Raw genomic sequence first — 14,655 nt, 5'->3', positions numbered from 1 at the left:
GCAGCGCCCGCCTACTTACGGAAAAATTCGGCCAGTTGCTGCCCGTCCAGCACTACCAGCGTGCGGCGGCCGTCGGGCGTGTAGCCCGGCACCTGGCAGGCAAACAGGCGGTCGGCCAGCGCCGTGAGCTCGGCTTCGGGCAGGCGCGGGGCGCTGGTAGCCAGGGCCACGCGCCGAGCTAGCGCCCGGGCCACGCCCTCGGCCCGGTCAAGGCGCAAAGGGCCGGGCGCATTGCGGAATTGCTCCACGAGGCCCTCCAGCAACTCCTTTTCGTTCTGCGCCGCCATGCCCGCCGGAATGGCTTCAATGGCAATGGTATTGGGCCCAAAGTCGGCGTAGCGGAAACCCAGCGCGTGCAGGGGCTCGTGCAGTTCGCGCAACACCGCAAAGTCGGCGGGCGTGAAGGTAACGGTGCGTGGAAACAGCAGCGCCTGGGAGCTGCCCGCGCTGCGGCTCAATTCCTGGCTATACTGCTCGTAGAGAATCCGTTCGCGGGCCGCCTCCTGGTCGAGCAGCAACACGCCCGACTTCACCGGCACCAGCACAAAGCGCTGCTGCACCTGCACGGCGCGGCCTCCTCCCCCATTCTCGCGCGCTGGCAAACCCAGCGACGCAGACGTGACTTCAGGCAGCGGCAGCTGGGGTGCGGGCTCGAAATCCTGTCCCAGCCACGCGGGCGGCGCGACAGTTGCTGGCGCAGTTTCGTCGGGCACCAGCAGTTCGGCTTCGGCGTCTAGCTCCTCGCTTCGCACCGGCTGGCCCAGCTCACGGTAGAAGGCTTCGAGCTCGCGGCGCGCTTCATCACTGGGGCCGCGCTCGAAACCGTCGCGGCGCGTGTCGGGCTGGAAATTGCTGAAGCCCGAGTGCGGCGAGTTGGACCGGGCGGCTGCCGCAGCAGCCAGCGCGTCGGGCCGGAAATCGGAGCGGCTGCCGGTGGCCCGGGCGGCGGGGGCAATTTCCGGGAGCGATTCATCTTTGGCTTTGCCACCGCGCAAGGGACGAATAGGCGCGAAGTTCACGTCGCCGTCGAAGTCCAGCGAAGGAGCAATATTATGCAAGCCAAGGCTTTGCTTAACAGCAGCGCGTACTACGGCGTACACCGTCTTTTCATCCTCGAACTTGATTTCCGTCTTCGTCGGGTGCACATTGATGTCAATGGCCTTGGGGTCAAGCTCCAGAAACAGCACGTAGAACGGATGCGTGTCGCGGGGCAGTAGCCCTTCGTAAGCCGCCAGCACGGCGTGGTTGAGGTAGGCCGAGCGGATGAAGCGGTTATTGACGAAGAAAAACTGGTCGCCCCGGCTTTTCTTGGCCGACTCAGGCTTGCCCACAAAACCCTTCACGGTGATAAAGGGTGTTACTTCCTCACAGTTAGCCAGCTGCCCCTTGTAATTATTGCCCAGCAGAGACACGATACGCTGGCTGAGCTTGCCAGCAGCTAGGCTGAAAACCTCCAAATCATTCTGATAGAGCGAAAAGGCAATTTGCGGATTAGCCAGGGCCACGTGCTGAAACTCGTCCAGAATATGGCGCATTTCCACGGCATTGCTTTTCAGAAAATTCCGTCGGGCAGGCACGTTAAAAAACAGGTTCTTAACGCTGATACTAGTGCCGTCGGGGCAGGCGGTGGGCTGCTGACTGGTAATCTGCGAGCCCTCCACCAGCAGCAGGCTGCCGGTCTCCTGCTCACGCTGCTTGGTGCGAATTTCGACCTGCGCCACGGCCGCAATGCTGGCCAGGGCCTCGCCCCGGAAGCCCAGGGTGCGGATGCGAAACAGGTCTTCAGTGGAGCTTATTTTGCTGGTGGCGTGGCGCTCCAGGCTCATGCGGGCATCGGTGGGCGACATGCCCAGGCCGTTGTCCACTACCTGCACCAATTGCTTACCCGCCTCCTTCACAATCAGCTGCACCTGTGTGGCTCCGGCGTCAACGGCGTTTTCCAGTAATTCCTTCACCGCCGAAGCAGGGCGCTGCACCACTTCGCCGGCCGCAATCTGGTTGGCAAGGTATTCGGGCAGAAGTCGGATGATGTCGGGCATGACGCAGGCAAACGCCACCAGGGGCGCGAAAGTATTTTAGAATGACAAACTTGAGACTACTGCCTGACTGAGCAATAAACCTGCGGGCGCAGCCGTTGTAGGTACAACATTTTCAACCCACCGCGCGGTTTTTTCCGTATTTTTGTAGTTGATTGGACGGCGCGTTGAGGCGAATTTTGAGGCATTGGCTTCAGTTTGGTTCGCGGCAGCGGGTCGTCTTTCGGAACCCGCAAACCCCCGGGGCGGTTCCGTTGCTACCCACGACAAAAGTACGGCCTGCCGGCCCCTGTTCTTCCTTTGAATTCCCTCCGCAACCCCACTGGGCTGATTCGCACGTATTTTCGGTTTGGCCTCGGGGCCGTGCTGTTGGGGGTAGCAGGGCTGTTGCTGGCATTTTCCAAGCCCACCAAACTCCCGGCCGACCCGCTGCCGCACGCCCCCATCGAAATGGCCTGGGTCGACAGCGTGTTCAACTCCATGACGCCCGAGCAGCGTCTCGGCCAGCTGTTTATGGTAGCGGCGTATTCGAATAAGGAGAAAGCCCACGCCGACCGCATCGAGCGGCTGGTGCGTAACCAAGGTATTGGCGGCGTGATGTTTCTGCAGGGCGGCCCCAAGCGCCAGGCCCTGATGACCAACCGGCTGCAAGCCGCCGCCAAAGTGCCGCTGCTCATTGCCATGGATGCCGAGTGGGGCCTCGACATGCGTCTCGACTCCTCGGCCCACTTTGCCAAGCAGATGACCCTGGGCGCCATGGACGACCCGCAGCTGGTGTACCAGATGGGCCAGCAGATTGCCCAGAAAATGCGCGCCCTGGGCGTGCACATCAGCTTCGCGCCGGTTATCGATGTCAATTCCAACCCCGGCAACCCGGTTATCGGCAACCGTTCGTTCGGCGAAAACCAGGAGCGAGTGGCCCAATTGGGCGTGCAGTATATCAAGGGCTTGCAGGACGGCCGCATCATGGCCGTGGCTAAGCACTTCCCCGGCCACGGCGATACTGACACCGATTCGCACGTCGCCCTGCCAGTCATTAATACCGACTTGGCCCGGCTGATGAAAGTGGACTTATTTCCTTTCGAAAAGTCATTCGAAGCGGGCGTGATGGGCGTGATGGTGGCTCACCTCTACATGCCGCTGTTTGATACAACCCACGCGCAGACCACCACGCTCTCGCGCAACCTGGTAACAGGCCTGCTAAAAGAGAAAATGGGCTTTAAAGGCCTGGTTTTCACTGATGCGCTCAACATGAAGAGCGTGAGCAAGCTCTACAAGGACGGCGAGCTCGACGCCATGGCCCTGGCGGCCGGCAACGACGTGCTGCTCTTCTCAGAAGATGTGCCCTCGGCGCTGACCCGCATTCGCGAGGCTGTGACGGCGGGCAAGCTGCAGCAGGAAGATTTGGACCTGCGAGTGAAGAAAATCCTGCGCGCTAAATATTGGGCAGGGTTGGCGGAGCAAAAGCCGGCCGTGCTGGCCACCTTGCGCGACAGCCTCAACCGGCCTAATACGCGAGTGCTGGCCCAGCGCATTTTTGAGCACGCCGTGACGGTGGTGAAGAACGACGACAAGCTCCTCCCCTTCCAGCGGCTTGATACTTTGCGCATTGCTACGGTCACCGTCGGTACGCAGGCTGAGGGGCCGTATGCTACGATTTTCGGCAAATACCAAGCGGGCCAGGCGTTTGCGGTAGCTAACCGCTACGCCGACGACAGCACGTTCACCCGCATCCTGGGCCGCCTCGGCAATGCTAATGTGGTGGTAGTAAGTTTACACCAGATGAACAACACGCCGGCTCACGAATACGGACTGGGCGAAGGGGCGCTGAACTTCCTAAAACGGCTGCAGGCCAACAAGAGCTACAAAACGGTAGTGGTGGCGATGGGCAACGCCTACGCCCTCAAGTACCTGGAAAGCGCCCGCACCTTGGTATGTGGCTATGAAGACCATTACGCGGCCCAGATTGTGGTGCCGCAGGTGCTGTTTGGAGCGCTGCCGGGGCGGGGCAAGCTGCCCGTCACGGTGTCGCCCATGCTACCCGTCGGCACCGGCATCGCCACACCCTCGCTAAACCGCCTGCGTTACGCCGCGCCTGAAAGCCAAGGGCTGGACTCGCGCACGCTAGCCCAGATTGACAATATTGCTCTCGAAAGCCAGACCTACGCCGCCGCTCCCGGCTGCCAGGTGCTGGTGGCCAAAAACGGTACCGTCGTGTTCGACCAGAGTTACGGCTACTGCACCTACGACCAATCGCAGCCCGTGACCAGCAGCACCTTATACGACCTGGCCTCGGTAACGAAGGTAGCCGGCACTCTGCAGGCCGTGATGTGGCTCAAGGACCAGGGGCGCCTCAGCCTCGACGAGAAAGTAGCCACCTACCTGCCTGAGTTGGCCCGCACCAACAAGCGCGAAATGACCGTGCGCGACGTGCTGCTGCACCAGGCCGGGCTCAAACCCGGCATCCCCACCTGGGAGCGCACCATCACCAGCAACGGCCTGAAGCCCACCTTCTACGCCAGCATTCGCTCCGATGACTTCCCCAACGAAGTAGTGCCCGGCGAATACAGCACCAAAGCCGCCGACGACTCCGTCTGGGCCTGGACGATGCGCTCCAGCCTGATGCCCAAAATCAAGGGCAAGTACCCGGTAGAATACTCCGACCTGAGCTTTATCATCATGAAGCGCCTGAGTGAGAAGCTGCTCAATGAGTCTATTGATGGCTTCCTGACCCGCACGTTCTATCGTCCACTAGGGTTAGGCAGCATGACCTATAACCCCTTGCAGCGCTTCCCCAAAAGCTGCATCGCGCCCACCGAAAAAGACACTTACTTCCGCCGCGAATTGCTGCAAGGGTCGGTGCATGACCAGACGGCGGCACTGGTCGGCGGCGTAGGTGGGCACGCGGGTCTTTTCGCTACGGCCAACGACTTGGCCGTGCTCATGCAGATGAACCTGCAAAACGGCCAGTACGGCGGCAATACCTTTTTCAAAACCCCGGTAGTGAGCGAATTCGCCCGCACCCAAGCCGGTCGCCGCGGCCTCGGCTGGGACCACGGCGACCCCAGCAAGCCCGAAGGTCCCACCAGCAACCTCTCGCCGGCCAGCACCTTCGGACACACCGGTTTCACCGGCACCTGCGTGTGGATGGACCCGGAGAACAACATCCTCTACATTTTCCTCTCGAACCGGGTGTATCCCGATGCGGGAAATAACAAGCTGCGGCAGTATAATATCCGTACCCGTATTCACGAGGTTATTTACAAGGCAATGGCGACCAGCAAAGGCTGATTGCGAGAAAACCGTTGCCGGCGCAACATCCCGCCCTCTTTCCGGTTAGGCCAACGCGAAGCTGCTTTTCGCGTTAGTCAATTTATGAACATCGGCATCGTTTGTTACCCTACTTTTGGCGGCTCCGGCGTGGTAGCCACCGAGTTGGGTAAGGCCCTGGCCCAGCGTGGTCACCGCGTCCACTTCATCACCTACAGCCAGCCGGTGCGGCTCGACTTTTTCAACGAAAACCTCTTCTACCACGAGGTGTACGTGCCCACCTACCCGCTCTTCCAGTTTCCGCCCTACGAGTCGGCGCTGGCCAGCAAAATGGTGGACATTGCACAGAATGAAAACCTTGATGTGCTGCATGTTCACTACGCCATTCCGCACGCCTCGGCAGCTTTCCTGGCGAAGCAGATTCTGCGCTCGCGGGGCATCAACATTCCGGTTGTTACCACCCTGCACGGCACCGATATTACCCTCGTGGGCAAGGATGCCAGCTATGAGCCGGTGGTTACGTTCAGTATCAACCAGAGCGACGGGGTGACGACTGTTTCGGCCGATTTGCGGCGCGAAACCTACGAGTATTTTGCCATCGAGAAAGACATTCAGGTCATCCCGAACTTCATCGACCTGAAGCGCTTTAAAAAGCAGGACAAAAGCCATTTCCGCGCCGCCATTGCGCCCGAAGGCGAGAAGCTGCTCATCCACACCAGCAATTTCCGCACGGTGAAGCGAGTCGAAGATGTGCTGCGCATCTTTTGCGGAGTGCGCAAAGTAATCCCAGCCAAGCTGCTGCTCGTGGGCGACGGCCCCGACCGCTCGCGCATGGAAAAGCTGGCCCGCGACCTCGACTGCCAGCGCGATATTCGCTTTCTGGGCAAGCTCGAAGCGGTGGAAGAAGTTCTAAGCGTGAGCGACTTATTCCTAATGCCCTCCGAGAACGAAAGCTTCGGCCTGGCCGCGCTCGAAGCTATGGCCTGCGAAGTGCCGGTAGTGAGCACCAACGCCGGCGGTATCCCGGAGCTGAATACGCACGGTGTAACCGGCATGCTGAGCGACATCGGCGACGTGGCCGACATGGTAGAAAACTCCCTTTTCGTGCTTAGCGATGAAAACCTGCCGCGCTTCAAGGAGGCGGCGCGGGCGCGGGCCGAGGAGTTTGCCGTGGACCGGATTGTGCCGCTGTACGAAGAGTGCTACCAAAAGGCAGTAGCAACCAGCTTGCAGGAAAAGTGAGTTAAAAGTTGAGAGTTAAAAGTGAAAAACCCTGACCTTAAGCAAGCGTCAGGGTTTTTCACTTTTAACTCTCAACTTTTAACTCACTTATAACAGTATTTCTCCTACCTCCCGCCAGCTATGTACGCGACGGTAGCGCGTTTCGTGGGCATTATGCGGCGCATCGAAGAGCAAGCCTTCACCGTGAAAGCCGTCAAAATTATAGGCGTTGTCGTCGATGAGGAAGTCGGCGTTGAGGATGCTCTTGTCGCCGCAGAAAACGAAGTTGCGCCAGTGAATGAAGGGGAAGTGCTGCTGCAGCCAGTTATACTTGTCCACAAATGAGTTGGGAAACTCCATAGCGGCGGTGGCGATAAACAGCTCGTACTTTTTGGAAAGCTCGAACAGGACTTCCTGGCTATCGGCGATGATGGGTAGGTCGCGGAAAAAGCCTTCGGCGTTCGGGTATTCGCGCAGGGCGGCCTGATGTTCGGGCGCCACGGCATCGGCCGCGGGGCGGCCGCGGAGTGATTCGCGGCTCAACTCCAGCTGAAAGTCGCGGCCGTACCACTCCTGAAAGCGGGCGATGGAATCGGCAATAACCTCATCCATGTCGACCGCCAGTCTTTTTTTATTCGTCATGCCCCTACAACCAGCAACTCACAGCTGAAGTTGACTGTGGCCGAATTATGGAATAATTAAAACAGCCGTAGGGCTTCCTGCTTCACCACCAGCAGGGCGTTATCGACGGGGTCGGCGGCGTCGGTCATCATGCCTTCCAGCACGCGCTTGGCCAGCTCGGTACCCCGGGTTTGGGTGGGGTTTTGCAGGTTGTGGTAGGCGTGGTTAATCATGGTCAGCACGGTTTCCTTGGCTTCTTTCACCGCCGCCCAGGCATCGGGCGATACGTAGAGCTGCTGCGAGATGTTGTGCTCAAACTCGGCCCGGATTTCGTGCTGCAGCAGGCGGTGGTACTCCTGAGCCGTCTGGCCCGCGCTGCTCAGGCGCACCAGGATGTTGTTGGGCGAAATGCGCTCCAGCAGCAGCACGATGCGCTCGTAGGCCTGCAGGCGCAGGGGCAGCGTGGTGTCGGCATTTTTGAGGCGTAGCTCGACCAGGCGGCGCTGCTGCTCCTGTTCCAGAAAGCGTTGGAAGAGCAGATAGATGGCGCCGGCCACTACGAGAGCAGGCAGCACGATTTTAAGCAGGTCGAAAATATAGGCGTTCGAATCCATGGTAAGGGTAGCTTCCGCTAGCCGTTTAGAGAACAGAAAAGTGGTGCGGCCAGCGAAGTCTTGCCGCACGGGGCGCAAACTTACGCCGTGAACCGCCGGCCCCCAAGCGCTGTTTAGCCCCCAAGGTTCCGGACCGCCGCACAACAACGGCGGCCGTATCTTTGTAGTACCCCATTATTCACCTTATTCCCGCTGTTATGGCAACGGCCACCAAAATCGCTCCCATTAGCCTCACCCCGCGCGCCGTGGTAGAGGTCAAAAATATCATTGCTGAAAAAAATGTTCCGACTGATTACGGCTTGCGCATTGGTGTGCAGGGCGGCGGCTGCTCGGGCATGAGCTACCTGTTAGGCTTCGACAAAGCCAAGGAGCAGGACGAAACCTTCGACCTCGACGGCCTGACCCTGGTAATGGATAAGAAGCACGCCATGTACGTGTTGGGCATGGAAGTCGACTTCCAGGATGGCCTCAACGCCCGCGGCTTCGTGTTCAACAACCCCCAGGCCAAAAGCACCTGCGGCTGCGGCTCGTCGTTCTCGGCCTAATTATTTACTGGCGTTATCACGCCACCCGGTAAATTCACCCCGTCATCGCGCCAGCCGCAATGGCGGGGTGTTTTTTTATCCGCGGCTGCTTGTAGCAGCGCCAGTTCTGGCCAGCAGGTATTGTTGCAATTCTCTTAGCTGGCCCACAGGCCGGAGCTTATCCAAGGGCAGCACAATGCGCCGTCTGCCCGTCTTTACTTCCAGGATATCCGTCTCTTTTAAGGCTTGCCAGATAGCACTCACGCCAATAAAAGCGGGAAAAACAGGGATGGCTACCTCGTGGATTTCAATTCGCAGATTAGTAGGCGCATCGCCGAACAGAAAGTCGAGTATCCGGTAAGCAATGAACACCGCAATTGTCAGGCAGCAGATGCCGACAATGAGCAGCAAAACCCAGTTTTGCACCGATTTTCCACGTTTAACCACCGCTTGTTGCAGGTGCGGATAAGGAATTGTCTCGAATGCGAACCGGCTGCGCAAGCGGTGCAAGCCATTCTCATCAAGGCCGAACTCCGGGGTTTCAAAGGCGTAGAACATCACTATCAGTACGTTTTAGCCATATCCTCCGGAATCACCACTACGAAATCGGCCAGCTTCTGATTGTCTTTCGCCAGCTGTTTCAGGCTTTCCTGCGATACCACACTTAGGGTCCGCACGCGCAAAGCCGGGGCGTTTTGCCGCAAATACCCCACAATACCATCGTGGTTATCGGAATGATAGGAGCCATTGATATGGAGCAGCGTCTGACCGGACGCTACACTGTTGCGGATAAAATGCGCCATGGTGGCATCCTTCAGCGCCTGGGCCTGGATGATGGGCTGCGCGCCGCTGCCGTGGGTGCTGGCATCGGTGCCGAACATAGCAGCCATCTTCTTGTAGCCGGGCCATTCGGTATTCACTTGCAGCGGCAATGGGGCCAGTAGCGCTTTTTCAGCGGCAGGCAGCTGGTTTAGTGCGGTGAGGCTGCCGCGCGCCACCTGCCGGGCATAAGGGCGTGGCGTATTGGTACCGACAATGTTGATATGCTGCTCACGGGCAAACTGCAGCAGCGGCTTGTAGTCGGTGGCGTAGTTGGGCCAGGGGCGGGCCTGGCGCTCAAAAGCTGTGTCGGGCAGGGTGCCGGCGGCATACTGCGCCACCAACGGCTGCACGTCGCGCTCAAACATTTCGAGGCCCAGCACCAGTTGGCCGGGCTTTTTGAGCTTCGTCAGGTCTTTGAGCACCTGCAATTCCAGCCAGTGGCCAAGGGCGTCGTTGTGTTGCTCGCCAAAGAAAACCACGTCGGCCTGCGCCAGCTCGGCTAGCATCTGGTCGTAGTCGGCCGGTTTGCCGGCGGCGGTGAAGAGGCGGTAGGCCGGCCGGTCGGCGACAGGGACGAAGGCCAGCAGGGCGTAGCAGGCAAACAGCAGCAGGAACTGACGGGGCATCAACATAAGACGAAGATACCGCCGCTGGCAACGCCTGGAGCGCGACTAATCCCAGTCGTCGCCCTCGCCCACGGTGGTACTTAGCCAGTAGGGGCTGCACACGAAGCTGCTGCCGCTGCTTGTCGGCGTCAGCTCAGCGCGGCCTACGACGAGGCCGTTGGCCAATACCTCTACCAGTAGCTTGCTGTTGCTGGCGGGGCGCAGAGTACTGTTGCACGTCACGTTGCGGAAGGCCACGCTGGCCTCCACCCTATCCTGCAGGCCGAAAGTGCCCAGCGGATAGGTCTGGCTGATGCTGGTTGGAAAACTCTCCGTTAGCGCCGGGCCAGCGCTTGGATTCAATATATTACGCGTTGAAGTGACGGTCAGCTCAGCCCCCAGTCCATAAAGGTCGGTGCCAGTCACCCGGATAGTCACCTCAAACTGCGGCGGCTTGATAACGTCGTCGTCATCGCATTTTAAACTCAGCAGAGGCAGGGCCAGCAACAGCAGCCACGCCAAACGATGTAGCATTTTCATCCGGCAAAAATACTAGCCTTTGTAAAACATCCACTTGCTCATCTCGCGGTACGTCACCTTCTTGCCGTACATGAGAATGCCCACGCGGTAGATGCGCGCTGCCAGCCACACCGTGCCGATAAAGCCGGCAATGAGCAACGCAATCGACAAGCCCAGCTGCCACAGTGGTACCCCAAACGGCAGCCGCACCACCATCGCAATGGGCGAGGTGAAGGGAATTATCGACATCCAGAACGCCAGCGGCCCGTCGGGATTACGCAGAATAACCGTGATACTCACGATGTAGCTCAGCACCAGCGGCGCCGTCACCGGAAACATGAATTGTTGGGTATCGGTCTGGTCGTCCACGGCCGCGCCGATAGCGCCGAACAGCGCCCCGTAGAGCAGGTAGCCGCCCAGGAAGTACACGATAAAGCCGAACAGGATGATGCCAATCGGCAGCTTGCCCAGCGAGGCGAAGGCTTTGGAGATGGCGCCACCGGGAGCTTGCTCGCCCACCTTATCTATTTGCTTATCAAAACGCTCACCTGCATTCTGCTCCGCTGCATCGGTCGAGCGGCTAGCGGTAGCGGCCATCTCAGTCTTGGGGTTGTTGGTATCGGTGGCGAGCGAAGAAATGACGGAAGTGGCACCGGTTGATAAAATCCCCCACAGCAGGAACTGCGTCAGCCCTACCGCCGCAATACCAATGATTTTGCCCATCATCAGGTCAAATGGCTTCACTGACGACAGCATCACTTCCATGATGCGGCTGGATTTCTCCTCCCCGATTCCACGCATAATTTGCACGCCGTAGATGAAGATAAACAAGTAGATAAGCAGGGCCAAACCGTACGACAAACCCGAAGTAACCAAGGCGTTGCTGTCTTCCTCCTTGCCGGTTTCGTCCAGGCTCACGGCCTGCAAGTCAACCTTCGCTTTCAGGCGGTTGAGCTGCTCTTCCGTCAGGCCGGACTTCTGCATCTTCAACTCCGAAAAAGCCTTATTTAAAGCACTTTCCACCGAAACCTGCTTGCGCAGGCTGATGTTGCCCTTGCCGAAAAACTGCACCCCGGTCGGTTCATCGGGGTTGAGCCCGGCGGGCAGGTACAGCAGCCCGGCGTGCTCGGCTTTTTGGAAGGCTTTTTTGCCCTGCGCCAGCGGCACATTGCTGGGCACAAATTGCAGCTGCGGCGTGCTCACCAACCGGGCGGCCAGCCCAAGCCCGCTTTCGTCGCGCACCTCCACCACGTCGGTGTTGTCGTCGTCCGACTGCACGATTTTGACCATGAAAAACCCGAATGCCGCGATGAGCAGCGGCACGGCCAGCGTGAGCACAATAAAGGCTTTTTTGCGCACCCGCGTCAGGTATTCGCGCTGGGCAACGAGGAAGAATTTGGAAGCCATAGCGGTTTACAAGAGGGCGTTAGCGGTTTCAAGCAGGCTTTCGGGCATCGTTTCGCGCACGCGTCGGATGAAGATGTCGTTGATGCTGGGAATGACTTCGCGGAAGGCGTGGATTTCGGCCTGTCCGATGGCATAGCGCAGCAAATCGTTGGAATTCACCCCGTCGTGCAGCTTGATGCGGTCGCGGAAATGGCCGTTCTCCAGCTCCAGGTGTTCCAGCACCTCGAAGTCGGGATGCATCACGATGAACTTATTATTGCTGCGGCCTTCCAATTCGTAAGTGTTCGAGCGGAACTGGTTGCGAATCAGCTTCACCGGCCCATCCAGCACCTTGCGCGAGCGGTTGATTAGGGCAATGTGGTCGCACAATTCCTCCACCGACTCCATGCGGTGCGTGGAGAAAATGATGGTGGCACCCTCCTGCTTCAGCCGTAAAATCTCGTCTTTCAGCATGTTGGCATTAATCGGGTCGAAGCCCGAAAAGGGCTCGTCCAGAATAATCAGCTTGGGCTCGTGCAGCACGGTAGCAATGAATTGCACCTTCTGCTGCATACCCTTGCTGAGGTCTTCCACGTTTTTCTCGGCCCAAGCCTTGATGTCGAAGCGCTCCAGCCAGTCCTTGATGCGCAGCATGGCATCGGCCCGGCTCAGGCCGCGCAGGCGGGCCAGGTAGATGAGCTGCTCGCCCACTTTCATCTTCTTATACAGCCCGCGCTCCTCGGGCAAATAGCCCACTTCAGTGGCGTGCTCCGGCGCCAGCCGCTGCCCGCGGAAGCGGATTTCGCCCGAGTCAGCGCCCGTAATCTGCGTGATGATGCGAATGAGCGAGGTTTTGCCCGCGCCATTGGGCCCGAGCAGACCGAAAATGCTTTGCTCGGGAATGGCGAGGCTCACGCCGTCGAGGGCAACGTGGGCGGCGTAGGCCTTGCGCACGTCAATGGCTTCGAGAATCACAGGAGTAGGGTAAAAGGAAGAAACTTTCCGCAAAGCAACAAAAAGCCCGCTCAACTTTCGTGAAGCGGGCTTTTCGTCGGAGTGGTAGTACGAATTCCCCGTAGGGGTTCGTACTACCACTTGGTCGTTGTTACTATTGCACAGACGTCAGAGTGGTAGTACGAACCGCTACGCGGAATTCGTGCTACCACGTCGTTCTTACTGGAAATACTCCTTCACTTTCTCGAAGAAGCCTTTCTCATTCTTGCCGGGGTGCGGCGTGAAATTATCCGAATTGCGCAGCTTCTCCAGCAGCTCGCGCTCCTGGCTGCTCACGTTCTTGGGCGTCCACACGTTGAGGTGGATGAGCTGGTCGCCCCGGCCGTAGCCGTTCAGGTCTTTGATGCCTTTGCCGCGCAGGCGCAGAATTTTGCCCGGCTGGGTGCCGGGGTCCACCTTGATTTTTACCTTGCCCTCGATAGTCGGCACCTCCAGGCTGGCGCCCAGGGCGGCATCCACGAACGAGATGTACTGCTCGAACATCACGTTGTTGCCGTCGCGCTTCAGGAATTCGTGCGGCTCCTCCTCAATCTGGATGAGCAGGTCGCCGGGCACGCCGCCGCGCTCGGGGTAGTTGCCTTTGCCGTTCATGCTCAGCTGCATATCGTTGGCCACGCCGGCGGGAATGTTGATGGGAATTACTTCCTCATGCAACTGGCGGCCGTCGCCTTTGCAGACTTCGCAGGTGGCGGTCACGGTCTGGCCTTCGCCGTTGCAGGTGGGGCAGGTGCTGGCGCTCACCATCTGGCCCAGCATGGTATTTACCACGCGCTTGGTCTGGCCGCTGCCCTGGCAGGTGGCGCAGGTTTTGAGCTCGGTGCCGTTTTTGGCGCCGGTGCCGCTGCAGGGCTGGCAGGCCACGTAGCGCTTCACCTTGATTTTCTTCTCAACGCCGTTGGCAACTTCCTCTAAATCAAGCTTCAGTTTGATGCGCAGGTTCGAGCCCTTGCGCTGCCGCCGGCCGCCGCGCTGCCCGCCGCCCCCGAAGAAATCACCGAAGCCCCCGCCGCCAAAAATGTCGCCGAACTGCGAGAAAATATCCTCCATGTTGGGCTGGCCGCCGCCACCGCCACTGGCCTGGTGGCCAAACCGGTCGTAGCGCGCCCGCTTGTCGGCATTGCTAAGCACCTCATAGGCCTCGGCCGCTTCCTTGAATTTGTCCTCAGCCGTGGGGTCGTCGGGGTTTTTATCGGGATGGTATTTAATGGCCATCTTACGGTAAGCCGACTTAATTACGTCGCCCTCCGCATTTTTCGCCACACCCAATACTTCGTAATAATCGCGCTTTACGGTTGCCATAACTAACTGTCATGTTGAGCGAAGCGAAACAACTTATCCCGCTCGCGCTGCTTGATTTAATCTTTTAAAAGGAATTTGCCTGAGTCAAAACGCCGCCGTGAGTAGATGCTTCGTTCCTCAGCATGACAGCTACTGGCCCAGCACCACTTTCGCGTGACGAATCACCTTATCACCCAAGTAGTAGCCCTTCTCCACCTCGTCCACGATTTTCCCTTTCAGGTCGTCGCTCGGAGCCGGAATCTGGGTGATGGCTTCGTGCAACTCGGCATCGAAGTCGCCACCTTTGGCTTCCATGGCCGTCAAACCCTTTTGCTGCAGAGTTTTGTTCAGCTTGGTTTGAATGATGTCGATGCTTTCGCGCACGGCGTTGGCATCGGTGGTGGTGGCGGTGGCATTGCGGGCACGGTCAAAGTCGTCGAGCACGGGCAGCAGAGCCACCATCAACTCCTGGTTGGCGGTTTTGAAGAGGTCGATGCGCTCCTTGGTGGTGCGGCGCTTGTAGTTCTCAAATTCGGCGGCCAGGCGCAGGTATTTGTCTTTCAGGTCGGCCAGCTCGGCTTCGGCGCGGGTGCCGGCGGCTTCGGGCTGGGCCGAGGCGCTGGCATCGGCGGCCGCGCCGGGGTCGGTGTTTTCGCCGTCGGCGTCGGCCATTTCGCCAGCCGTGTGGGCGGAGTCAGCAGACAGGTTGTCGTCCTGGGGCAGGTTTTGTTCGTCAGCCATGTTG

At 59.0% G+C, this 14,655-nt stretch carries 13 protein-coding genes; 3 read left to right on the top strand and 10 right to left on the bottom strand.

Annotated features, from left to right (window positions below):
* Positions 1-11: 11 nt before the first annotated feature.
* On the bottom strand, positions 12-2,039 hold the full coding sequence (mutL, locus tag Q5H93_RS05580; RefSeq protein ID WP_305005513.1) for a DNA mismatch repair endonuclease MutL: 2,028 nt from the start codon (positions 2,037-2,039) through the stop codon (positions 12-14).
* A gap of 297 nt (positions 2,040-2,336) precedes the next feature.
* Here mutL and Q5H93_RS05575 point away from each other — a divergent pair, with 297 nt between their 5' ends.
* Together Q5H93_RS05575 and bshA are read left to right on the top strand one after the other, a co-directional pair.
* A complete protein-coding gene (locus Q5H93_RS05575; protein ID WP_305005512.1) occupies positions 2,337-5,327 on the top strand; it encodes a serine hydrolase domain-containing protein in 2,991 nt (996 codons plus the stop codon).
* 84 nt (positions 5,328-5,411) lie between these two features.
* Positions 5,412-6,548: an N-acetyl-alpha-D-glucosaminyl L-malate synthase BshA gene (bshA, locus tag Q5H93_RS05570; protein ID WP_305005511.1), complete on the top strand. Its 1,137-nt coding sequence runs from the start codon at positions 5,412-5,414 to the stop codon at positions 6,546-6,548.
* Positions 6,549-6,635: 87 nt separating this feature from the next.
* Here the strand turns inward: bshA and Q5H93_RS05565 are convergent, their stop codons facing one another.
* The gene (locus Q5H93_RS05565; RefSeq protein ID WP_305005510.1) at positions 6,636-7,169 is read right to left on the bottom strand and encodes a 5' nucleotidase, NT5C type; all 534 of its coding nucleotides are present in this window, start codon (positions 7,167-7,169) and stop codon (positions 6,636-6,638) included.
* Positions 7,170-7,225: 56 nt separating this feature from the next.
* Positions 7,226-7,762 (bottom strand): DUF7935 family protein, encoded by a 537-nt coding sequence (locus Q5H93_RS05560; RefSeq protein ID WP_305005509.1) that lies wholly within the window; start codon positions 7,760-7,762, stop codon positions 7,226-7,228.
* A 197-nt stretch (positions 7,763-7,959) separates the two neighbouring features.
* Here Q5H93_RS05560 and Q5H93_RS05555 point away from each other — a divergent pair, with 197 nt between their 5' ends.
* Complete coding sequence (locus Q5H93_RS05555) at positions 7,960-8,307, top strand: HesB/IscA family protein (RefSeq protein WP_305005508.1); 348 nt, start codon at positions 7,960-7,962, stop codon at positions 8,305-8,307.
* A gap of 75 nt (positions 8,308-8,382) precedes the next feature.
* Here Q5H93_RS05555 and Q5H93_RS05550 read toward each other — a convergent pair whose 3' ends face one another.
* The 7 genes from Q5H93_RS05550 to Q5H93_RS05520 all read right to left on the bottom strand — a co-directional run bounded on the left by Q5H93_RS05550 (position 8,383) and on the right by Q5H93_RS05520 (position 14,651).
* Positions 8,383-8,844: a hypothetical protein gene (locus Q5H93_RS05550; RefSeq protein ID WP_305005507.1), complete on the bottom strand. Its 462-nt coding sequence runs from the start codon at positions 8,842-8,844 to the stop codon at positions 8,383-8,385.
* Between the two features lie 5 nt (positions 8,845-8,849).
* The gene (locus Q5H93_RS05545; RefSeq protein ID WP_305005506.1) at positions 8,850-9,734 is read right to left on the bottom strand and encodes a ChaN family lipoprotein; all 885 of its coding nucleotides are present in this window, start codon (positions 9,732-9,734) and stop codon (positions 8,850-8,852) included.
* Between the two features lie 45 nt (positions 9,735-9,779).
* A complete protein-coding gene (locus Q5H93_RS05540; RefSeq protein WP_305005505.1) occupies positions 9,780-10,247 on the bottom strand; it encodes a hypothetical protein in 468 nt (155 codons plus the stop codon).
* 18 nt (positions 10,248-10,265) lie between these two features.
* A complete protein-coding gene (locus Q5H93_RS05535) occupies positions 10,266-11,639 on the bottom strand; it encodes an ABC transporter permease (protein WP_305005504.1) in 1,374 nt (457 codons plus the stop codon).
* A 6-nt stretch (positions 11,640-11,645) separates the two neighbouring features.
* Positions 11,646-12,593 (bottom strand): ABC transporter ATP-binding protein, encoded by a 948-nt coding sequence (locus Q5H93_RS05530; RefSeq protein ID WP_305005503.1) that lies wholly within the window; start codon positions 12,591-12,593, stop codon positions 11,646-11,648.
* Positions 12,594-12,791: 198 nt separating this feature from the next.
* Complete coding sequence (gene dnaJ / locus Q5H93_RS05525; protein WP_305005502.1) at positions 12,792-13,931, bottom strand: molecular chaperone DnaJ; 1,140 nt, start codon at positions 13,929-13,931, stop codon at positions 12,792-12,794.
* A 129-nt stretch (positions 13,932-14,060) separates the two neighbouring features.
* Positions 14,061-14,651: a nucleotide exchange factor GrpE gene (locus tag Q5H93_RS05520; protein ID WP_305005501.1), complete on the bottom strand. Its 591-nt coding sequence runs from the start codon at positions 14,649-14,651 to the stop codon at positions 14,061-14,063.
* Positions 14,652-14,655 lie beyond the last annotated feature (4 nt).

Origin of the sequence: Hymenobacter aranciens (assembly GCF_030580865.1) — a bacterium.
GTDB lineage: Bacteria > Bacteroidota > Bacteroidia > Cytophagales > Hymenobacteraceae > Hymenobacter > Hymenobacter aranciens.
The sequence above is the reverse complement of the archived record's forward strand: the minus strand, read 5'-3'. Positions and strand labels throughout refer to the sequence as shown.